This window comes from Mesorhizobium sp. CA8, assembly GCF_020164955.1.
Taxonomy (GTDB): domain Bacteria; phylum Pseudomonadota; class Alphaproteobacteria; order Rhizobiales; family Rhizobiaceae; genus Mesorhizobium.
On record NZ_JAIUHG010000005.1, the window covers coordinates 101,544 to 122,654 of the forward strand.

A 21,111-nucleotide genomic window follows, 5' to 3' on the forward strand; every position below is an offset into this window, starting at 1 on the left:
GCATTTGCAGTTTATTTTCTTGGCTGTCGCGGCAGCCGAAGTCAACGCCGCGCCCTACCATCGAACTGCCGGACCTCGCCGGCGCCGCCGGACAGAATGCGCTGCGGATTGCGGCTGAGATCGGTTACCGCTTCCTCGATGCGATTAATCGAGCGCCGGCTGTCCTGCACCAGCCCCTGCACGTTCTGCAGGCCCTGGCCGGAGAAGCGCGACAGGTTGTCCACGATGGTGCCGAGGCGGGAGTTCAGCGTGTCGGCCACCTGCTTGAAGGATTTCAATGTGGCCCTGGCATCGGCCATCACGCCGTTGGCCTCGCCGGAGCCGAGGAGATTGTCGACCTTTTCGAGGATGCCATCGACGCGCACCGAAGCGTCGTTGAGGCGCTGCGCAAGCTGGCGGGCATTCCTGATCGTATCGTTGATGTCATCGGAGCGGCTGGCGATCTTGTCGGTGACCTTGGCTATGTCGGCAGCCGCCTTGTTGGCGCTGTCGCTCGCCTTCTGGATATTGGCGAGCGCGGTGCGGACGTCATTCGGATCAATGCCGTCGAGCACGCCGTTGACCCTGGCCAACGTGCCCTGTGTCTGCTTGGCGAAATCGTTGATCGAGCCGACCGCCGTGTTGACGTTGCCGATGACGGTATCGAACTGCTTCGAGGTCTCCTTCAGGTTCGCCGTCACCGTATCGACATTGGCCACGATGCTCTTGATCTGGTCCTTGTCGACGGAATTGAGCAAGCCTTCGGCCGCCTTCAGCGTGCTGTCGAGCCGGCCCGAGACATTCTTCAGCTGATCCGAAAGTGAGCTCACCGCCGACAGGAACTTGTCGATGCCGTCGGAGTTCTTGGCCAGCGCGTCCGAGAAGGTCTCGACGTTCTTGACCGTCTGCGTCAGCGGGCCGCGAACGTCCTTGGTGAAGCCTTCGAGCTCGCTCAGCACCTTGTCGGCGCGTGTGAAGATGTTCTGCGCCGTCTGCAGAAGGTTAGTGACCGCCGACGGATTGGCGGTAATCTCGGGGATCCTGCCCTCTTTCTCCGCCTCGTCGAGCAGCTTCGCTTCCTTGGGGTCGGCGCCCCGGAGTTCGATATTGGCTTGGCCGGTCAAGCCGGCCAGCCCGATATCGGCCTGTGTCGACTTGGTGATCGGCGTCATGCGGTCAATCTCGGTATCGGCGATGGCCACCGTCGGATTGTCGACGTCGATGTAAACCCGTTTGACGTCACCGACCTTGACGCCGTTGAACAGCACGAAGCTGCCGCGGCCGAGACCTGAGGCCGAACCCGGAATGCGCACGCGCAGCATTGCCGTTTCGCCCCTTTCGCCGATCGCCGCTGTCCAATAGACGAAGGCGAAGGCCGCCAGGATCGCACCCAGCGTGAAGATGCCGACAATAATGTAGTTGGCTCTTGTTTCCATCGCCCCACTTATGGCTATGCGCGCGCCGCAAGATCAAGTTGCCGCGCGCGTTTTCCGCGGAAATAGGATTTCACCCACGGCTCCTCGCTCTTCAGCATGTCGTCGATCGTACCCTCGACCAGCACCCTCTTCTTGCCGAGCACCGCCACGTGGTCGCAGGCGGTGAACAGCGTGTCGAGATCGTGCGTGACCATGTAGACCGTCAGATCCATGGTGTCGCGGAGCTTGACGACCAACTCGTCGAATTCGGCCGCGCTGATCGGATCGAGCCCCGATGTCGGCTCGTCGAGAAAGACGATGTCCGGATCGAGCGCCAGCGCACGCGCCAGCGCCGCGCGCTTGATCATGCCGCCGGACAGCTCGGAGGGAAATTTCTGTGCCGCGTCGGCCGGCAACCCGACCAGCTCGATCTTGAGCATGGCGAGTTCGTCCATCAGCGCCCTGGGCAGGTCGAGATATTCACGCATCGGCACCTGCACGTTTTCCAGCACCGTCAGCGCCGAAAACAGCGCGCCATGTTGGAAAAGGACGCCGAGCCGCATGTCGATGCGCAGGCGGTCCGCGTCGCTTGCCTTGTCGACGTCGACGCCGAACAGGCTGATCGTCCCCGATTGCTTCGGCATCAGTCCCAATATCGTGCGCAACAGCACCGATTTGCCGGCGCCCGAAGCGCCGACGAAGCCGAGGATTTCCCCGCGCTTGATGTCGAGCGAAAGCTTGTCGAGGATCAGCTTGTCGTCGATGGCGACGGTGACGTCGCGCACCGAAAGCACGATTTCGTCGTCGTTCGCGTCCCCCGCTGCCGTTGCGCCGTTGCCATTCGCCATCTCAGAACCCGATCGCTGCGTAGAACATGGCGAAAAGCCCGTCGAGGATGATAACGACGAAGATCGACTTCACCACCGACGCGGTGACGTGCAGGCCGAGCGATTCGGCGCTGCCGCCGACCTTCATGCCTTCGACCGATGCGATGATGCCGATGATCAGGGCCATGAACGGCGCCTTGATCAGGCCGGCAAAGATGGTGCTGAGATCGATGGCGACGCGCAGCCTGTCGATGAACGCGGCCGGCGGGATATCGGAATAAAGCCAGGCGGCGACGATACCGCCGCCAAGAGCTGCGAAATTGGCGATGATGGTGAGGCAAGGCAGCCCGATCACCAGCGCGACGAGCCGCGGAAAGACCAGCACGCCGATCGGATTGAGGCCGATCACCTTCAGCGCGTCGACCTCCTCGCGCATCTTCATCGAGCCGATCTCGGCGGTGATGGCGCTGCCTGAACGTCCGGCGAGCATGATCGCCGTCATCAGCACGCCGAGTTCGCGCAAGATCAGCACGCCGACGAGGTCGACGACGAAGATGTTGGCGCCGAAATAGCTGAGCTGATAGGCGCCCTGCTGGGCGACGATAGCGCCGACGATGGCCGACATCAGCACCACCACCGGTATGGCGCCGACGCCCATGCGATCGATCTGGTTGAAGATAGCGGCGGGATTGACCGCGTGACCGCGCCCGAGTTTCATCTGCGCGCCGCGGATCGTGGCGCCGAGGATGTTCATCGAGGCCAGGAAATCGTCGCGCATCTCATAGACGCGGCGGCCGACCAATTCCAGCGCGCGCAGGATGATGTTGGGCGGGCCGGCCGGTCCCGATTCGGGCTCGCGGCGGACCGCGTCGCCGACCGCACCGAGCAGGATCGAGGCGATCTCGCTCTGACCCTGCAAATGGACCTCGGTGCCCTTCTTCTCGAAGGCGCTGGCCAGCCGATCGATCAGCCAGGCGCCGGCCGTGTCCATCTTTTCGATGTGGGAAAGGTCGAGCACCAGCTGTTTCGCGCCGCTTCTCTGCTCGATCTTGCGCATGTCGGCATCGACCGCCGCAACGGTGCGCGTCGTCCACACGCCTGAGAAGGCGCAACCCAGGACCCCGCCTTCCTCGCCGACGGCAACACGCGGCCGGTGCTCGGCCTCCTTGGCGGCCTCGCCGCTTGCGTCGCGTTTGCGGATGGTCAACATGGCGTCCTGTTTAGCCTGACGGGACTGGCGTGTCGATTTGCCGGCAGACCGGTGTCGCACAGCCGGAGAAGAAAATTATGGCGCGTGTCATTTCGGTCGAAATGGAGCGATTCCCGATCGCCGGCACCTTCACCATCTCACGCGGATCCAAAACCGAGGCCGAAGTCATCACCGTAACGATCACCGACAGGGGACGTTCCGGGCGCGGCGAGTGCGTGCCTTACAAGCGTTACGGCGAGACCATGGAGGGGGTGCGCGCGGCCATCGAGGCCATGCGCGATCCGATCATCGCCGGCATCGACCGGACCGCTCTGCTCGCTGCGATGCCCGCGGGCGCTGCGCGAAACGCCATCGACTGCGCCCTTTGGGACCTGGAAGCCAAGCTGACTGGCACGCCCGTGGCGGCGGCGATCGGGGTTCTTCCGACGAGGCCGCTGGAAACCGCCTACACGCTGTCGCTCGCCGAGCCGGAGGCCATGGCGGCGCAAGCGCGCGCCAATGCCACGCGGCCTCTGCTCAAGGTCAAGATCGGCGGCGACAACGACATGGCGAGGATTCGCGCCGTAACGGAGGCCGCTCCCGAAAGCCGCATCATCCTCGACGCCAATGAGGGCTGGACCGACGAAACTGTCGAGGCGAACCTTGCCTTCGCCGCCCAACACGGTATCGCGCTGGTCGAACAGCCGCTGCCGGCGGGCCACGACGAGATCCTGCGCCGGATCGCGCATCCGGTGCCGGTCTGCGCCGACGAAAGCGTGCATGCGGCGAAGGACCTCGATGCGCTGGTCGGCCTCTATGATGCCGTCAACATCAAGCTCGACAAATCCGGCGGCCTGACAGAGGCATTGAAATTGCGCGACCGCGCGCGCGATCTCGGCTTCGGCATCATGGTAGGCTGCATGGTCGGCACCTCGCTCGCCATGGCGCCGGCCGTGCTGCTCGCGCAGGATGCCGACTTCGTCGACCTCGATGGCCCGCTGCTGCTGGCGCGGGATCGCGAGCCCGGCCTCGTCTACCGGGGATCGCTCGTTTCACCTCCTGACAGCGTGCTTTGGGGCTGAGCGGGAAGCGAGGCCTATCAGCGCCACGCCGATGATCGCAATCGGGATCATCGCCCAGAAACCGTCGAGGCCCAGGCGATCATAGAGCGGGCCGGAGGTGAGCGTCACCGCCGCCATGAAGAAGCCGTTGAAGAAATAGGCAATGCCTTGCGCCGCACCCGTGCGCTCCTCGGAGACCGTTTCGCCGATCATCTTCTGCAGGCCGATCAATACCATTGCCACCGACACCGAATGCAGCGTCTGGACGCCGAAGAAGCCGGCAATGCCAAGCCCAAGCGGCCAAACCAGCGGAAAGGCGATCCAGCGCACGATCGAGCCGATACCGGCGATCACCATCACCCGGACCACCGAGATGGAAGCAAAAATACGATTGAAAAACAGAAACATGCAGACCTCGGAGACCACGCCCCAGGCCCACAGCAGGCCAACGACGGAATCGCCGATGCCGATCGACTTCCAATAAATCGATACGAAGCCGTAGAGAAAGGCGTGGCTGGCGGTGATGATGCCGACGCCGAGCGTGAAATAGAGGAAATAGGCGTTGAACAGGCTCGGCGCCTTATTCTGGATCTCGGTGGCCGACAGCGGCGAGGCCTTGCGAGGTCGCCCCATGCGCGGCGCCCATAACCCCGCGACCAGAGCCGCGCCGAGCGCGATGAAAATGATGACCGGAACTGCCTGCGGGCCCGTGGCCGCCAGGATGAAGCCGCCCACGACATTGGCGCCGAGATAGGAGATCGAGCCCCATTTGCGCATCGCCGTGTAGTTCGAGCCGAAGCGGCGCACGCCCGACAGCGCCAGCGAATCGGCCATCGGCGAATGTGGCGTCCAGACGATCGTAAACAGCAGCGAGACGGCAAGCACGGTGGCGTAAGTGGCCGGCAGGAAGTAGCCGGCAGAGACGGCCATCGAGGCCGCAACCAGCACGATGTAGACATTGGCGCGGTCCTTCGCCCGATCGGCAAGCGCGGTCAGCATCGGCGTCGTCACCACGCGCAGGAACATCGGCGCCGCCAGGATGACGGCGATCTGCTCGGCATGAAATCCTTTCGCCTGCAGCCAGAGCGGAAAGTAAGGCAGATGCGTGCCCTGCGACACGAACAAGGTCGCGAAGATCAGGCTCATGCGCAGTTCGAAATGGCTGGGCTTGACGAGTTGCTCGGGCGATAGCGGGGGCAGCGACATGAATCGATCCAATTTCGTTGCACCAAGCGTTCGTGCAACGCGTCTCGATCCCTAACATGCGGCAAAGCGCGGCGGAACTGGCTGGGCCAATCGATCAAGAGCAAAGCTGTTGACGAAAGCGGCCTGGAGCGAGAGCGCGCCCGAGGTCAGCGCGACGAGGAAACTGGCTGAATCGGGAAAAAGACAGCTTCAAGCCGCCTGAGCCGCCCTGCCCGTCAAGCCGATGATGTCGATCGGCACCAGCGCTTCATTGCCGGCCGACGCCTCGGGCAGCACATGCGCCCAGGTCAGGATCTCCATGCGGCCGTCAAAATGCTCGACCACCGCGGTGCAGCTTTCGACCCAGTCGCCGGTGTTGATGTACTGCACGTCGCCATAGCTTTCGATCGCGGCGTGATGGATGTGGCCGCAGATCACGCCATCGACATGCGAGCGCCGCGCTTCTTCGGAAAGCACCGTCTGGAACGAGCTGATGAAGTTCACCGCCTTCTTGACCTTGACCTTGGCCCATGACGAAAACGACCAGTAAGGCAGGCCGAGCAGGTGACGCAGCCTGGTCACGACACGGTTGATCAGCATCGCCGTGTCATAGGCATAGTCGCCGAGATAAGCGAGCCAGCGCTGGTTGTGCACCACCGTGTCGAACTGGTCGCCATGGATGACCAGCAGGCGCCGGCCGCCGGCGGTCTCGTGGATGGCGCGGTCGGCGACGACGATGCCGCCGAAATGCACGCCCTGGAACTGGCGGGCGAATTCGTCGTGATTGCCGGCGATATAGGTGATCGAAGCGCCCTTGCGCGCCTTTCGCAGCAGCTTCTGCACCACGTCGTTGTGGCTCTGCGGCCAATGCCAGTTGCGCCGCAGCCGCCAGCCGTCGACGATATCGCCGACCAGATAGATGATTTCGGCATCGTGATGGCGCAGGAAATCGATCAGGAAATCGGCCTTGGCCGCTTTCGAGCCGAGATGCACGTCGGAAATGAACAGTGCGCGGAAAGTGCGGGGCTCTGGGTCCGACATCACGATTTTACCCCTTTGCTTTGGCGTGCCTATGCCCCGATTCATGCAACAACCGTATGACGGTTGCGGTTGGTCCAGCCCAGGCGCTAGCTTGCGCCGCCAACACATCAGGAGAAATCACCATGGATCTCGGCATTCGCGGCAAAAAGGCCATTGTCTGCGCTTCGAGCAAAGGGCTTGGAAAAGGCTGCGCAATGGCGCTGGCCGAGGCCGGCGCCGACCTCGTCGTCAACGGCCGCAACGCCGAGCTTCTTGCCAAGACTGCCGCCGAGATTCGCGAAAAATTCGGCGTCAAGGTGATCGAAGTCGCCGGCGACGTGTCGAAGCCCGACGTGCAAAAGGCGCTGCTTGCCGCCTGTCCGGATCCCGACATCCTGGTCAACAACAATGGCGGCCCGCCGCTGCGCGATTTCCGCGAACTGGACCGCGCCAAGATCCTCGAGGGCGTGACCCAGAACATGGTCACGCCGATCGAGCTGATCCAGGCGGTGATCGACGGCATGGCCAAGCGCGGCTTCGGTCGCATCGTCAATATCACCTCGCTGTCGGTCTATGTGCCGATCCCCGGCCTCGACCTGTCGTCCGGCGCCCGCGCCGGCCTGACGTCCTTCCTCGCCGGGGTGGCGCGCACGGTTGCCGACCGCAACGTCACCATCAACAGCCTTCTGCCCGGCAAGCTCGACACCGACCGGCTGCGCGGCCCGAATGAGGCCGGCACTCCGGAAGACCCGGCCGCGGCCGCCGCGCGCAAGGCCCGCATCAGCGCCGACGTACCGGCAAAACGTCTCGGCACGCCGGAGGAATTCGGCCAGATCTGCGCCTTCCTGTGCTCGGTCCATGCCGGCTATCTCACCGGCCAGAACATCCCGGTTGACGGCGGCCTCTACGTCAGCGCGTTCTGACCGCCGCCAATCCAAAGGCTTGAGGCTCACAGCCCAACCATCTGGAATTACTTGATTATTTTCGCTCCGGCATTGTGAAGGGCGGAGCCCGCTATTTGCCGTCGCGAAAACTCTCCGGCACATGCTAAAAGGCTCCAAATCAGAACAGAGGGAGGGCCGGATGGACGGCGAGAACAAGAAAACGGCCCGATCGGACCTCGACGAGGCTGCCCTCTTCTTCCACAAGCACCCGACGCCTGGAAAGCTCGAGATCCAGGCGACGAAGCCGCTCGGCAACCAGCGCGACCTGGCCCTTGCCTATTCGCCGGGCGTGGCCGCGCCGTGCCTCGAGATCCGCGACGATCCCGCCACCGCCGCCGACTACACTGCCCGTGCCAATCTCGTCGGCGTCGTCTCCAATGGCTCCGCCGTGCTGGGGCTCGGCAATATCGGCCCGCTCGCCTCCAAGCCGGTGATGGAAGGCAAGGCGGTGCTGTTCAAGAAGTTTGCCGGCATCGACGTCTTCGACATCGAGATCGACGCGCCGGAGATCGAGCGCATGGTCGAGACCGTGGCCGCGCTCGAGCCGACCTTCGGCGGCATCAATCTGGAGGACATCAAGGCGCCGGAATGTTTCGAGGTCGAGGAGCGGCTGAAGGCCCGCATGGGCATTCCGGTTTTCCACGACGACCAGCACGGCACCGCGATCATCGTCGCCGCCGCAGTGCTCAACGGGCTGGAACTGGCCGGCAAGACGATTTCAGACATAAAGATCGTCACCTCCGGCGCGGGTGCTGCGGCCCTCGCCTGCCTCAACCTTCTGGTCTCGCTCGGCGCCAAGGTGGAAAACATCTGGGTCACCGACCGCTTCGGCGTCGCCCATAAGGGCCGCGTCGAGGAGATGGATCGCTGGAAAGACCCTTATGTGAAGGACACCGAGGCGCGCACGCTGGCTGACGTCATTGCCGGCGCCGACGTGTTTCTCGGCCTCTCCGCCGCCGGCGTGCTGAAGCCGGAGCTCTTGCAGCACATGGCGCCGAAACCGCTGATCCTGGCCTTGGCCAACCCCAATCCCGAGATCATGCCGGAAGTGGCGCGCGCCGCCCGGCCGGACGCCATGATCTGCACCGGCCGCTCGGATTTTCCCAACCAAGTCAACAACGTGCTGTGCTTTCCTTACATCTTCCGGGGCGCGCTGGATTGCGGCGCCGGCGCCATCAACGAGGAGATGAAGATGGCCGCCGTGCGGGCGATCGCCGCCCTTGCCCGCGAGGAGCCTTCCGATGTCGCGGCGCGCGCCTATTCCGGCGAGACGCCGATGTTCGGCCCCGATTTCCTGATCCCCTCGCCCTTCGATCCGCGCCTGATCCTGCGCATCGCGCCGGCGGTGGCGAAGGCTGCCTGCGACACCGGCGTCGCGACGCGGCCGATCGCCGACTTTGCAGCCTATATCGACAAGCTCAACCGCTTCGTCTTCCGCTCCGGCCTGGTGATGAAGCCGGTGTTCTCCTCCGCCAAGGCTTCCAGCGCCAAGCGCGTCATCTATGCGGATGGCGAGGACGAGCGTGTGCTGCGCGCCGCGCAGGTGGTGCTGGAGGAAGGCATTGCCGAGCCGATCCTGATCGGCCGTCCGCATGTCGTGGAGGTCCGCCTGAAGCGCTACGGCCTGCGCATCCGGCCCGGCGTCGATTTCGGCCTGATCAACCCGGAAGACGACCCGCGCTATCGCCACTATGTCGACCTCCTGATCGAGCTTGCCGGCCGCCGCGGTATTACGACGGAAGCTGCCCGCACCATGGTGCGCACCAACAACACGGTGATCGCCGCCCTTGCGCTGAAGCGCGGCGACGCGGATGCCATGATTTGCGGGCTCGAGGGTCGCTTCGAGCGGCATCTGCGCAATGTCACGCTGATCATCGGGCCGCGCGCCGGCATCAAGGACCGCGACCTGTCGACATTGTCGATGCTGATCTCCCAGCGCGGCATTATTTTCCTCACCGACACGCATGTCTCGGTCGATCCCACGGCGGAAGAAATCGCCGAAATGACGGTGCTCGCGGCCGAGGAAATCCAGCGCTTCGGCATCGAGCCCAAGGCAGCGCTTCTGTCGCATTCGGATTTCGGCTCACGCGATTCACCCGGCGCGCTGAAGATGCGCCAGGCCGCGGCGATCCTGGCTCGCATCGCCCCGGACCTGCAGTGCGATGGCGAGATGCATGCCGACTCCGCTCTTTCGGAGCATCTGCGCCAACGCGTCTATCCGCATTCGCGGCTGAAGGGCGAAGCCAATCTGCTGGTTTTCCCGAATCTCGATTCAGCCAACATCACGCTGACGGCGCTGCGCGCCATGATGGACGCGCTGCATGTCGGACCGATCCTGCTCGGCACCGACAAGCCCGCGCACATACTGACGCCGTCGGTCACCTCGCGCGGCGTCGTCAACATGACGGCACTTGCCGTTGTCGAGGCCGCGCACAAGGCGCAGGCGCTTGTCGACCTGAATTGAGGCGGCGCGCCAAAGCACAATATGTCGGGTTGCAAACTAGGGAACAGTTAACCACGAACGCGGTAGTTTTCCGGCCACGGGCAATCGGGATTCCAGGCGGATGAAGGGGTGGACGCTGATGCATCTTGCGACGCCGCTTGCAGCGCTTGCATGTTCAGCTGTCACTCTCACCGAATCCCAGGCGGCTTCTCGCACATGCCGGCAACTCGAAGCCGAACTCGCCGCGACGCGCGGCGGCGGAGGACCAGGTCTCGTCCGCAAATATGACGACGCGATCGCCAGGCAGCGCGAGCAGCTTGCCAAAGTACGGGGCCGGGCAAGCGATGCCGGTTGCGGCTTCACGCTGTTTTCGCGCAATGCCAGCCAATGCGCCGCGATCAACGCCTCGATAGATCGCATGAACGCCAATCTCGACGCATTGCAGGCCAAGCGCGAGCGGCTGGCCGCGGGCGGCACGCGGCGCGACCGCGGCCGCATCCTCGCGGCGCTCGATGCCAATGGCTGCCGCGGCGACGAAATCGCGCCGCGCCGCGCGCCGCTTCAGGAGGCTTCCCGCGACAATGGCGCCGGCAATCTGTTCGAGCAGCTTTTCGGCCGCCAGGATGAGCAACTCGAAACGCCTGATGCTCCTGACGTTCCCGACACGGCGGACGTGCCGTCCGACGATCCCAGCGAGCGCAACTTCCGCCGCGTCATCAACCAGCCGGACGGCATGGACCTGCCGAGATTGGGCGGCGAGTTCCACACCATGTGCGTGCGCACCTGCGACGGCTATTTCTTTCCGATGTCCAACGCTGCCTCCGTCGGCGATCTCGAGCGTGACCAGAAGAATTGCGAATCGAGCTGCCCCGGCACCGAGATGCAGGTCTTCTATTCGCGCGGAATGGACGACGATTCGGGTTCGATGACCTCCTCCGTCACCGGGCACCCCTACAGCGAGCTGCCGACCGCCTATCTCTACAAGCAGGCCAATTACTCGCGCCCGCCGAGTTGCGGCTGCAACCCACAGGCCGGCAATTTCAGGATCATCGGCGGCAACCCGCCCAATCCCGAACAGTCGCGGCCGGACGGCAAGGCAGCGCCCTTCGTTCCCATGCCGGCGGTCAAGCCCGATCCGGGTGCCGATCCCGAAACGCTCGCCAATGCCGAAGGTGGGCTCGACCTGGACACGATCAAGCGGCTGACCACCAAGGCGCCGGTGTCGCCGGTCTCGGCGTTGCCGCCGGACCAGCGCAAGGTCAGGGTCGTCGGGCCAGCGTTCCTTCCCGACCCATCAGCGGCAATAGATCTGAAAGCTCCGGCCCCGAAGTCCGCCCGGTAAGCGCCAGTCTCAGCGGCATGAACAACGGCTTGCCCTTGCGTCCGGTCGCTTCCCTGATCTTGCCGGTCCAGTCCTTCCAGACCGTGCCGTTCCACGGCTCCTCCGGCAGCAGTTCGAACGCCTGATTGAGGAAGTCGCGGTCCTCACCGGAAAATTCGGCCGGCTCCTGCGGACCCTCGTTCAAGATGCGCCACCAGGCGACCGCGTCCGACAGCCGGTCGAGATTGCCGCGCACCGCCAACCAGAACGGCTCGGCCTTGTCGCCGGAAATGCCGAGCACAATCAGCCGGTCGCGCGCTTCCTCGAACGGCATGCGATGCATCAGCGTGCGATTGAGTACGAAGAGCTCGTCCGGGTCGAATTTGGAAGCGGACTTGGACGTCGCCGCCGGATCGAAATGGCCGGCAAGCTCATTGAGGTCGTGCGCGGCGGTGACATTTTCCGACGTGCCGACAAGCACGGCCAGCGACGCGACCGCCATCGGCTCGATGCCGTCCTCGCGCAGGCTTTCGATCGACAGCGCGCCGGTGCGCTTCGATAGCCCCTCGCCCGACACGGTGGTGAGCAGGTTGTGATGGCCGAAGACCGGCGGCTCGGCGCCGAGCGCCTTGAAGATGGCGATCTGCACGCCGGTATTGGTGACATGGTCATCGCCGCGAATGACATGGCTGACGCCCATCTCGATGTCGTCCACCACGGAAGGCAGTGTATAGAGATAGGTGCCGTCCTCGCGCACCAGCACGGGGTCCGACAGCGAAGCGAGGTCGACGGTCTCTTCGCCGCGCACCAGATCGTTCCAATGCACTTCGGTGCGCTCCGGCTGCAACGGATCGCTGGTGAAATTGGGCAGCAGGAAGCGCCAGTGCGGCTTGCGTCCGTCCGACTGGTATTCGGCCACCTGCTCCGGCGTCAGTGTCAGCGCCTCGCGGCCATAGACCGGCGGCAGGCCGCGCGTGCGGCGTACCTTGCGGCGCAGATCGAGCTCTTCAGGCGTCTCGTAGCAGGCATAGAGCACGCGTGCCCCCTTCAGCCGCTCGACCGCCGCGTCATAGATCTCGAAGCGGCGCGACTGATACTCGGTGACATCCGGAAAGATGCCCAGCCAATGCAGGTCGTAAAGAATGGAATCGGCATATTCCTGCTTCGAGCGGGCAATATCGGTGTCGTCGAAGCGCTGGATGAAACGGCCTTTGTTGTTCATGGCGAAAAGCCAGTTAAACAGCGCGGTGCGCGCATTGCCGATATGGATGCGGCCGGTCGGCGATGGGGCAAAACGTACGGTAACTGTCATGAGCGGGGCGTAGCGGATGCTTTTGGTGTTGACAAGGCGCGCCCCGCGCGAACGCAAGAGATAGTGCAAGCCAGCTAAAATGAAAAGCCGCTGACCTGACGGGCTTCGCGGCGGCCGGACAAAGCTCGTCAAGCGCCGGCAAACCCGGGCTTCTTATGTCCCCGTTATCCACATATGTGACACACAAGATGTTGGGGTCACAAAAGCTACAAAAACGAATCCTTGACGGCTCGGAACGAGTCGCTTTTTATGGGCCATGCGCTCCTGTGGCGGGCGTGACCGGAGAGTTTAGAGGCCGGTCTTTTTTCCCGGATTTTGTGCGTTTTGCCAACTTTTCCGCCCGGTCCCGAGGCCGGCGGAAGCGTTGGGATCGTTTGGGCTTGGGTGGGCGAAAGGGAGAATTGTCGGCCTGGAAAAAATGATCTGTTAACACTATATTTAGTGTTTGCAGGCAGGCTGGACCCTAGATAATGTGAACCTCCCTCTTCCGAGGGAATCGACAAAGTTTCATTTGAGGGACCCGCGGGGATCGGCCTGCAGCCCGGGCAAACGCCTGGCAAGGTGTTATGCTGTCTGCACGGCGGCGCCCGCGACGAGGAGAGTGCCGGCGTCGCCTGCGATGCCGGCAAACGGCGGACTGCGCTTTTCGTTGTGCGGGGCAGAGATTCCCGGAGAAAAGCGCTATATGTAGATACAAAGGGACCGGACCAATGCGCATCGAGCGTCGCTTCACCAAGCCAGAGCAATCAGCCTATGCGGAGATCGAATTCCGCAAGGCTTTGTCGGAGATCAAGAATCCCGACGGCTCGGTGGTGTTCCGCCTCGACAACATCGATGTGCCGGCGCAGTTCAGCCAGGTTGCGGCCGACATCCTGGCCCAGAAATATTTCCGCAAGGCCGGCGTGCCGGCGCGGCTGAAGAAGGTCGAGGAGAACGACGTCCCCTCTTTCCTGTGGCGCTCGATCGCCGACGAGGCTGAGCTCGCCAAGCTGCCCGAGGCCGAGCGCTACGGTTCGGAAACCGACGCCCGCCAGGTCTTCGATCGCCTCTCCGGCACCTGGACCTATTGGGGCTGGAAGGGCGGCTACTTCAAGTCGGAGGAAGACGCGCGCGCCTTCCGCGACGAGCTTGCCTATATGCTCGCCACCCAGCGCGTCGCGCCGAACTCGCCGCAATGGTTCAACACCGGCCTGCACTGGGCCTATGGCATCGACGGCCCGAGCCAAGGCCATTTCTACGTCGACCCCTTCACCGGCAAGCTGACCAAGTCGAAGTCGGCTTACGAGCATCCGCAGCCGCATGCCTGCTTCATCCAGAGCGTGCAGGACGACCTCGTCAATGAGGGTGGCATCATGGACCTGTGGGTGCGTGAGGCGCGCCTGTTCAAATACGGCTCCGGTACCGGCTCGAACTTCTCCATGCTGCGCGGCGAAGGCGAGAAGCTGTCCGGCGGCGGCCGCTCGTCTGGCCTGATGAGCTTCCTCAAGATCGGCGACCGCGCGGCGGGCGCCATCAAGTCGGGCGGCACGACGCGCCGCGCGGCAAAAATGGTCATCGTCGACGCCGACCATCCGGATATCGAGGACTTCATCGACTGGAAGGTCAATGAAGAGCAGAAGGTCGCCTCGCTGGTGACCGGTTCCAAGATCGTCAAGAAGCATCTCGAAGCGATCATGAAGGCCTGCGTCAACTGCGAAGGCAATGGCGACGACTGCTTCGACCCGGCTTTGAACACCGCGCTGAGGCGCGAGATCAAGGCGGCCAAGAAGGACGCCGTACCGGAGAATTACATCTACCGCGTCATCCAGTTCGCCCGCCAGGGCTACACCTCGATGTCGTTCAAGACCTACGACACCGACTGGGACTCGGATGCCTATCTCACCGTCTCCGGCCAGAACTCCAACAATTCGGTGTCGCTGAAGGACAATTTCCTGCGCGCCGTGGAGGCCGATGGCGACTGGCAGCTCACCGCCCGCAAGGACGGCAAGGTGCTGAAGACGCTGAAGGCGCGGGATCTGTGGGAAAAGATCGGCTACGCCGCCTGGGCTTCCGCCGATCCGGGCCTGCATTTCAACACGACGATGAACGACTGGCACACCTGCGCCTCCGCCGGTGCGATCCGGGCCTCCAACCCGTGCTCGGAATACATGTTCCTCGACGACACGGCCTGCAACCTGGCCTCGATCAATCTCCTGCCCTACCGCAAGCAAGACGGCACGATCGACATCGCCGCTTACGAGCACACCGTTCGCCTGTGGACCGTCGTGCTCGAGATCTCGGTGATGATGGCGCAGTTCCCGTCCAAGGAGATCGCCAAGCTCTCTTACGAATACCGTACGCTCGGCCTCGGCTACGCCAATATCGGTGGCCTCTTGATGACCTCGGGCATCCCTTACGACTCCGATGAGGGCCGCGCGATCTGTGCAGCGCTCACCGCCATTATGACCGGTGTTGCCTACTCGACCTCGGCCGAGATGGCCGCAGAGCTCGGCGCCTTCCCGGACTATGACCGCAACGCCCAGAACATGCTGCGCGTCATGCGCAACCACCGCCGCGCCGCTTACGGAGACAAGGACGGTTACGAGAAGCTCGCCGTCAATCCGGTGCCGCTGGTCGCGTCCGACCTGAAGCAGCAGGCGCTGGCCGAGCACGCCCGCGCCGCCTGGGACCGCGCCATCGAGCTCGGCGAGGAGCATGGCTACCGCAACGCGCAGGCGACCGTGATCGCGCCGACCGGCACGATCGGCCTCGTCATGGATTGCGACACCACCGGCATCGAGCCCGACTTCGCGCTGGTGAAGTTCAAAAAGCTCGCCGGCGGCGGCTATTTTAAGATCATCAACCGCGCCGTGCCGGAAGCGCTCAGGACGCTGGGCTATTCCGAAAGCCAGATCGCCGAGATCGAGGCCTACGCCGTCGGCCATGGCAACCTCAACCAGGCGCCCGGCATCAATCCTTCGACGCTGAAGGCCAAGGGCTTCACCGACGAGAAGATCGCGGCACTGAACGCGGCGCTGAAGTCGGCCTTCGACATCAAATTCGTGTTCAACCAGTGGACGCTCGGCGCCGACTGGGTGAAGGACACGTTCGGCTTCACCGACGAGCAGCTTAGCGACGTCTCCTTCGAGATGCTGCCGGCTCTCGGCTTCTCGAAGAAGGACATCGACGCCGCCAACATCCATGTCTGCGGTGCCATGACGCTCGAAGGCGCGCCGTTCCTCAAGGCCGAGCACCTGCCGGTGTTCGACTGCGCCAGCCCCTGCGGCAAGATCGGCAAGCGTTCGCTCTCGATCCAAAGCCACATCCTGATGATGGCGGCGGCGCAGCCTTTCATCTCGGGCGCCATCTCCAAGACCATCAACATGCCGAACGAGGCGACGGTCGAGGATGCCAAGAACGCCTATATGCTATCCTGGAAGCTGGCGCTGAAGGCGAACGCCCTCTACCGCGACGGCTCGAAACTGTCGCAGCCGCTCAACGCCTCGCTGCTCGCCGTTGACGACGAAGATGAAGACGAAGCGGTCGAGCAGCTGATCGCCGCCCCTGCCGCGCAGCGCGCCGTGCAGGTGACGGAAAAGATCGTCGAGCGCGTCATCGAGCGGCTCTACCGCGACCGCGAAAAACTGCCGAACCGCCGCAAGGGCTACACCCAGAAGGCCGTCGTCGGCGGCCACAAGGTGTATCTCAGGACGGGCGAATTCGACGACGGGCGCCTCGGCGAGATCTTCATCGATATGCACAAGGAAGGCGCTGCCTTCCGCGCGATGATGAACAACTTCGCCATCGCGATCTCGCTCGGCCTGCAATATGGCGTGCCGCTCGATGAATATGTCGAGGCCTTCACCTTCACCAAGTTCGAGCCGGCCGGCATGGTACAGGGCAACGACGCGATCAAGAACGCGACGTCGATCCTCGACTATGTGTTCCGCGAGCTTGCCGTCTCCTATCTCGGCCGCCACGACCTCGCCCATGTCGACCAGTCGGACTTCGACAAGACCGCGCTCGGCCGCGGCATCACCGAAGGCAAGGCGACGCCCTTCTCCAAGGGCCTCTATCGCGGCGCCTCGCCGGTGAAGCTGGTGTCCGGCATCGGCTCAGAGCCCAAGGGTTTCGGGGGTTCAAGTCCCTCTCCCGCTACCACCCCTGCCCGCGCAGCACCCACGGCCTTTGCCGGCTCCAACGTGCTGGCGCTGAAGCCCGCCAGCGACGAAGCGCTTGCCTACAAGCGCGACTATGAGGAGCGCGCCAGGGAACTGGCCGAGGACATGGTGGAAGAAGAAGCCGAAGCCGCCGGCGGCGCCGAGGCTTTGTTCACCGACGCCGCCGCCAACGAAGCGGCCGAGGCGAAGAAGCTCGCCGCGACAAGGCGCCAGCAGTCGCTGCTCCAGGGCTACACCGGCAACGAATGCTCCGAGTGCCACAACTTCACCATGGTGCGAAACGGCACCTGCGAGAAGTGCGACACGTGTGGTTCAACGAGCGGGTGCAGCTGATCGGCCCCAATGAATACTCCGCTTAGCTCGGATCCCTACCACCTCACGCCCTCGGACGTCTTTGCTCCGAAGGGCGCAGTGCGATGACTATGACAAGGCCCGAGCTAGCGAAGTTAGTAGGAACTTCCCCACTCGACATATCCCGTATTGAGCGCGGAGAAAAATCGCCGCCAGCCCACTATGTGCTCTTGGTCATGGACATACTTGAGCTCGACAAACCGAAGTCGAATTAGCGCTCGCAGAGAAGGATCCGACCTACAAAATTACCCGTGTTTCCCAGCCGCGATACGGTGCTTAACAATGGACGATGTCTTTATTAGCAAAGGTGCTTCGGCCAACAAAATTCGCATATTGGCCGAATGGGTTCGAAAAGAACTTTCAAACAAAGGACCGTTTGACGTAATTCGTTTTATTGAGATTGACCTACCAAAGCTATTTTCCGGGCTATATATTCATATTGAGTCGGATAATAAGATGGGAAGCGCGCGGGCATTCGTGTCCGAGAATCCGCTGGGGGTAGTCGTTTCAGAAAGCATTTACGAAGGCGCGTCGAACAGATGCATGTTTTCGGCCGAAATAATCATGCATGAGGTTGGGCACCTTTTGCTGCACCATCGATACGCAGCGCTCGGGCTAAACAGTGCTGCAGAACCTTATCAGCAGAGAGTCGAGGGAACGGGTTTCGCTCATAGCGCTGAATGGCAAGCTACTATGTTTGCGCTCTGCTTTCTTTACCCGTTCTCAGAGTTCAAGAAGTTCACCGGAGTGGGGGAACTTGCGAAAGCATGTAGGCTGACACATGGCCAAGCAAATCGTGTCCTCAACCACATTAAGAGGCTAAGAGTTCGCCAGAACTGCTCCGATACGGTGTTGGATAGGAATTGGCTCAAGGGCGTCACAGAATCATTCCCAAAGGTCCAAAAGGCTCGCCCATCCAAGCTAAGGTCACAACTCTTGCTGTTTTTTGGGGACACAAGGCGAGCCAGCAATGTGCGTCGACTTGAGGCTGGCTTGCCGGCTTGAAAGTCGTTGCCGCCGGCTCAACTAAGCGTCCGCAATATTCGTCATGATCGACCACATCACCATCGAGGTGAGCGACCTCGACAAGAGCAAGCTCTTCTACGAAAAGGCTTTCGCGCCCTTGGGCTATCGCCTCTCCTTCGGTAAGGAGAGCGTGTTCTGAGCCTTCGATGTCGGCAATGGCTGCCTGTTCGAGATCCAGAGCACGGGTGAGAAGCCTTCGCCGCTCACCCATCTGCATGTTGCGTTCCGGGTGAAGAGCAAGGCGGAGGTCGATGCATTCTACCGCGCGGCGCTCGAGGCGGGCGCCGCGGACAATGGCGCGCCCGGGCCGAGTCCGGACTATGGGGAGCATTACTACGCCTGCTTCGTGCTCGATCCCGATAGTTATAATATCGAGGCGATGATCAACGAGGCATAGCGTGGCGACGCCCCTTCTGCTTCGTCATTCCAGGGCGAAGCAAGGAGCGAAGCGACGCGCGCAGACCCTGGAATCCATTCCGCGACTTTGAAGCGTTGCAGCAATGCAGAATTCTGCTCCGTTGTACGCTTCACCGGGGTCACGGAATGGATCCTCGGGTCAAGCCCGAGGATGACGACCGCGCGGGGCGAGGCGTGAGCGCTCTTCCCCTTCTCCCCTTGTTGTGGGAGAAGGTGGATCGGCGCGCAGCGCCGAGACGATGAGGGATGTTCCAGCGGAGTGAGACGCTGGCGATCTTACTGCGGCGCCCCAAGCCGGCAAAGGTTTTCGTCAAGCTGGAGCACCCCTCATCCGGCCGCTTCGCGGCCACCTTCTCCCACAGGGGGAGAAGGGAAAAGCGCCCTAATCCGCGTCGGCCACCATCTGCCCGCCGCCCAGCCAGGCGCGCCATTGGCGCTCGTCGCCATGGAAGACGTTGAGGTCGATGCGGCCGCTGACGCCATGCGACAGGCCGGAACCGGAATATTGCCAGAACAGCCACCTGCGGCCCGGATAGACTTTTGACGGATGCGCCGCCACCGCGCGCAGCCAGAACGGGTAATCCAGGAAGGCGCCGCGCAGATTGTCGCGATAGAAATCGGGGCTGGTGTAGATGATGGGCCGCTGGCCGTAGTGGCGCTCCAGCTTGTCCATGAACACCTGCATCTTCTCTAGCACCTTGTCGCGCGACGGCTTGCGTCTGCACGAAGAGTCGCCGTTCCACTCGACGTCGATGACCGGCGGCAGCGCGCCGTCGACCTTCGGCACGTTGCGGATGAACCAGTCGGCCTGCTCGCCCGCGGTGCGGCACCAGTAGAAGAAATGATAGGCGCCGCGCTTCAGCCCGGCGGCATCGGCGTTGCGCCAGTTCTTCATGAACATCGGGTCGAGATGATCGCCGCCGTCGGTCGCCTTGATATAGGCGAAATTGGCGCCCTGGGCGCGCAGCTTTTGCCAGTTGATGTTGCCCTGCCAGCGCGAGACGTCGACGCCGTGAACGGCAAGATGGCGCGGCGAAGCGCGGCCGAAATTGATCGGCTTGGCGTCGCGGAACGCGTAGCGCGTGACCGGACCGGCGAGCATGGCGGGCGCGGCGCGCGACAGCCGCTTCGGCGGCGAGACGAGCGCTGCTTCCTGCACCGGCGGCTCGACGCTGTCCAGCAGATCGGTCGCCGGGAAGTTCACCGTCTCTTCCTCGGCAAGGCCGAAGGGGCGCGAATTTTCGTCGCCGGGGCGCGAGTTCTCGTCGCCGGGGCTCGCGTTAGCCTCGTGGAGCAGCGGCGCCGGCGGCTTGATGCGCGTGGCGTCCGACATCGACGCGGTCTCGACGGTTCTTTCGGTAATGGCGGTCCTCGCGCCCTTCGATACGGGCGCGCTTGGCCGCACAACCGAGCTCGTCGTCTCGTTGGACGGCATCTGCAAGGCATCGACGCCCGACGTGGACGAGCAGCCGGCAAGGCAAAGCGATGCGAGCACGAAACTGACGGCGCCAAAAATCCGCATCTTGACCTGTACGCAAAACAAAACAGACCGAAGGCAGGAACAGCGCCGCCGGAAACGCCATTCCTAATGAGAAATTACCAACAAAGTTTGAATCAAAATTTACTTTTGGCGCGATCGGATGATTCGGGTGGCGCCGAAGAACATTGGCTAGCGCCTGAACACGCCGATCATCGGTCCCAGATTCCAGAAATCGTCGTTGCGGCCGATCCCGGGCGCATAGAGGCTCGAGATCGAGCCGTCGAGGAAGAGCGCGTTCGGGCAGCCGAGCCGGTCGCGGAACAGCCGCGCGAATTCGTGGAAGGTCACGACGTCGTCCGAGATCGCGAAGACCGCGACGCCGTCGGCGCGCACGCCCACGCCATCGCGGATCTTTCGCGAGGTGCCGTCTGCCTGGAATTTCGGATGCAGCTTGCCGTCGATGACCAGCATCGGTCCGGATTGCGTGGCGTAATCCACGCGCGGCGGACGTTTGAGATAATCCCTGGTCGCGCGAACGCCGGCCTTGCCTGCGCTGAGATAGAAGATGCCGTTGGGCTGCATGGAGAAATTGCCGGTTCCCGATCCGGTCTTCGCCGGCGTGACCTGCTCGCCGCGTTCGACATATAGCCCGACCGGCGCGAGATCGGGGTGATACATGCCGGCATTGAGGCCGAAAAGCAGGGTACGTCCCGTCGCCTGCTGCGCGCTGCGCAGATTGTGCAGCGACCGATAGAGTTCGCCATCCTTGTTCTTCCAGAACAGCTCGATGGAAAAATGCTTCGGATCGGCCTCGCAGACCAGATAGGTCGCGTTCTCGAAAATCTGGTTGCGGCAGGGCGGCAGCGCCGCCAGCCATTGGCCAAGCCCTATGCCCGCGCCAATTGCTGCCGGCACCGCCGATTTCACCAGCGTGGCCAGCAACGGCACGGATTGCAGCAGCGTCCCAAGATCCATCAGCGC

At 63.0% G+C, this 21,111-nt stretch carries 13 protein-coding genes and 3 pseudogenes; 7 read left to right on the forward strand and 9 right to left on the reverse strand.

Annotation, left to right across the window (positions count from 1 at the left end; all coding sequences use genetic code 11):
- Nucleotides 1-41: 41 nt before the first annotated feature.
- The 3 genes from LB553_RS07660 to LB553_RS07670 are packed head-to-tail and all read right to left on the reverse strand — an operon-like array spanning nucleotide 42 to nucleotide 3,431.
- Complete coding sequence (locus tag LB553_RS07660) at nucleotides 42-1,415, reverse strand: MCE family protein (RefSeq protein ID WP_224512050.1); 1,374 nt, start codon at nucleotides 1,413-1,415, stop codon at nucleotides 42-44.
- A gap of 14 nt (nucleotides 1,416-1,429) precedes the next feature.
- The gene (locus LB553_RS07665; RefSeq protein WP_224512051.1) at nucleotides 1,430-2,242 is read right to left on the reverse strand and encodes an ABC transporter ATP-binding protein; all 813 of its coding nucleotides are present in this window, start codon (nucleotides 2,240-2,242) and stop codon (nucleotides 1,430-1,432) included.
- 1 nt (nucleotide 2,243) lies between these two features.
- Entirely contained in the window at nucleotides 2,244-3,431 is a 1,188-nt protein-coding gene (locus LB553_RS07670) for an ABC transporter permease (RefSeq protein WP_224512052.1), read from the reverse strand.
- A gap of 77 nt (nucleotides 3,432-3,508) precedes the next feature.
- On the opposite strand from LB553_RS07670, the gene dgcA reads away from it, so the two are divergent.
- On the forward strand, nucleotides 3,509-4,492 hold the full coding sequence (dgcA, locus tag LB553_RS07675; protein WP_224512053.1) for an N-acetyl-D-Glu racemase DgcA: 984 nt from the start codon (nucleotides 3,509-3,511) through the stop codon (nucleotides 4,490-4,492).
- Here the strand turns inward: dgcA and LB553_RS07680 are convergent.
- Nucleotides 4,463-5,677, reverse strand: a complete 1,215-nt coding sequence (locus LB553_RS07680; protein WP_224512055.1) for an MFS transporter — start codon at nucleotides 5,675-5,677, stop codon at nucleotides 4,463-4,465. The two genes, dgcA and LB553_RS07680, sit on opposite strands and share 30 nt — an antisense overlap.
- 189 nt (nucleotides 5,678-5,866) lie before the next feature.
- A complete protein-coding gene (locus LB553_RS07685) occupies nucleotides 5,867-6,697 on the reverse strand; it encodes a UDP-2,3-diacylglucosamine diphosphatase (RefSeq protein ID WP_224512056.1) in 831 nt (276 codons plus the stop codon).
- 122 nt (nucleotides 6,698-6,819) lie between these two features.
- Here LB553_RS07685 and LB553_RS07690 point away from each other — a divergent pair, with 122 nt between their 5' ends.
- From LB553_RS07690 to LB553_RS07700, 3 genes are all read left to right on the forward strand, one after another.
- Nucleotides 6,820-7,599, forward strand: coding sequence for an SDR family oxidoreductase (locus LB553_RS07690; RefSeq protein WP_224512058.1), 780 nt, complete (start codon nucleotides 6,820-6,822; stop codon nucleotides 7,597-7,599).
- A gap of 160 nt (nucleotides 7,600-7,759) precedes the next feature.
- Nucleotides 7,760-10,084, forward strand: a complete 2,325-nt coding sequence (locus tag LB553_RS07695; RefSeq protein WP_224512060.1) for an NADP-dependent malic enzyme — start codon at nucleotides 7,760-7,762, stop codon at nucleotides 10,082-10,084.
- A gap of 100 nt (nucleotides 10,085-10,184) precedes the next feature.
- Nucleotides 10,185-11,405: a DUF2865 domain-containing protein gene (locus LB553_RS07700; RefSeq protein ID WP_412033308.1), complete on the forward strand. Its 1,221-nt coding sequence runs from the start codon at nucleotides 10,185-10,187 to the stop codon at nucleotides 11,403-11,405.
- On the opposite strand, the gene gltX is transcribed toward LB553_RS07700, so the two are convergent.
- Nucleotides 11,323-12,696, reverse strand: a complete 1,374-nt coding sequence (gene gltX / locus LB553_RS07705; RefSeq protein ID WP_224512062.1) for a glutamate--tRNA ligase — start codon at nucleotides 12,694-12,696, stop codon at nucleotides 11,323-11,325. The genes LB553_RS07700 and gltX overlap by 83 nt on opposite strands.
- A 710-nt stretch (nucleotides 12,697-13,406) precedes the next feature.
- Here gltX and LB553_RS07710 point away from each other — a divergent pair.
- The 3 genes and pseudogenes from LB553_RS07710 (at nucleotide 13,407) to LB553_RS07720 (ending at nucleotide 18,630) form a co-directional block, all read left to right on the forward strand.
- Complete coding sequence (locus LB553_RS07710; protein ID WP_224512064.1) at nucleotides 13,407-17,189, forward strand: vitamin B12-dependent ribonucleotide reductase; 3,783 nt, start codon at nucleotides 13,407-13,409, stop codon at nucleotides 17,187-17,189.
- A 300-nt stretch (nucleotides 17,190-17,489) separates the two neighbouring features.
- Nucleotides 17,490-18,212 carry an ImmA/IrrE family metallo-endopeptidase gene (locus LB553_RS07715; protein WP_224512066.1) on the forward strand — a complete coding sequence of 241 codons (723 nt, stop codon included), beginning with the start codon at nucleotides 17,490-17,492 and terminating at the stop codon, nucleotides 18,210-18,212.
- 43 nt (nucleotides 18,213-18,255) lie between these two features.
- Nucleotides 18,256-18,630 (forward strand): annotated as a pseudogene (locus LB553_RS07720) (VOC family protein).
- A 402-nt stretch (nucleotides 18,631-19,032) separates the two neighbouring features.
- Here LB553_RS07720 and LB553_RS07725 read toward each other — a convergent pair.
- The 3 genes and pseudogenes from LB553_RS07725 to LB553_RS07730 all read right to left on the reverse strand — a co-directional run.
- Nucleotides 19,033-19,896: pseudogene (locus tag LB553_RS07725) on the reverse strand (GH25 family lysozyme); the annotation flags it as partial.
- 137 nt (nucleotides 19,897-20,033) lie between these two features.
- A pseudogene (locus LB553_RS30770) lies at nucleotides 20,034-20,172 on the reverse strand (muramidase); the annotation flags it as partial.
- 147 nt (nucleotides 20,173-20,319) lie between these two features.
- On the reverse strand, nucleotides 20,320-21,105 hold the full coding sequence (locus LB553_RS07730) for a phosphodiester glycosidase family protein (RefSeq protein ID WP_224512069.1): 786 nt from the start codon (nucleotides 21,103-21,105) through the stop codon (nucleotides 20,320-20,322).
- Nucleotides 21,106-21,111 lie beyond the last annotated feature (6 nt).

Bases quoted from the DNA above. Each gene is read 5' to 3' on its own strand.
- LB553_RS07685 (WP_224512056.1), bottom strand. From the start codon at position 6,697: ATGTCGGACCCAGAGCCCCGCACTTTCCGCGCACTGTTCATTTCCGAC.
- gltX (WP_224512062.1), bottom strand. From the start codon at position 12,696: ATGACAGTTACCGTACGTTTTGCCCCATCGCCGACCGGCCGCATCCAT.
- LB553_RS07665 (WP_224512051.1), bottom strand. From the start codon at position 2,242: ATGGCGAATGGCAACGGCGCAACGGCAGCGGGGGACGCGAACGACGAC.
- LB553_RS07715 (WP_224512066.1), top strand. From the start codon at position 17,490: ATGGACGATGTCTTTATTAGCAAAGGTGCTTCGGCCAACAAAATTCGC.
- LB553_RS07695 (WP_224512060.1), top strand. From the start codon at position 7,760: ATGGACGGCGAGAACAAGAAAACGGCCCGATCGGACCTCGACGAGGCT.
- dgcA (WP_224512053.1), top strand. From the start codon at position 3,509: ATGGCGCGTGTCATTTCGGTCGAAATGGAGCGATTCCCGATCGCCGGC.
- LB553_RS07670 (WP_224512052.1), bottom strand. From the start codon at position 3,431: ATGTTGACCATCCGCAAACGCGACGCAAGCGGCGAGGCCGCCAAGGAG.
- LB553_RS07680 (WP_224512055.1), bottom strand. From the start codon at position 5,677: ATGTCGCTGCCCCCGCTATCGCCCGAGCAACTCGTCAAGCCCAGCCAT.
- LB553_RS07710 (WP_224512064.1), top strand. From the start codon at position 13,407: ATGCGCATCGAGCGTCGCTTCACCAAGCCAGAGCAATCAGCCTATGCG.
- LB553_RS07690 (WP_224512058.1), top strand. From the start codon at position 6,820: ATGGATCTCGGCATTCGCGGCAAAAAGGCCATTGTCTGCGCTTCGAGC.
- LB553_RS07730 (WP_224512069.1), bottom strand. From the start codon at position 21,105: ATGGATCTTGGGACGCTGCTGCAATCCGTGCCGTTGCTGGCCACGCTG.
- LB553_RS07660 (WP_224512050.1), bottom strand. From the start codon at position 1,415: ATGGAAACAAGAGCCAACTACATTATTGTCGGCATCTTCACGCTGGGT.
- LB553_RS07700 (WP_412033308.1), top strand. From the start codon at position 10,185: ATGAAGGGGTGGACGCTGATGCATCTTGCGACGCCGCTTGCAGCGCTT.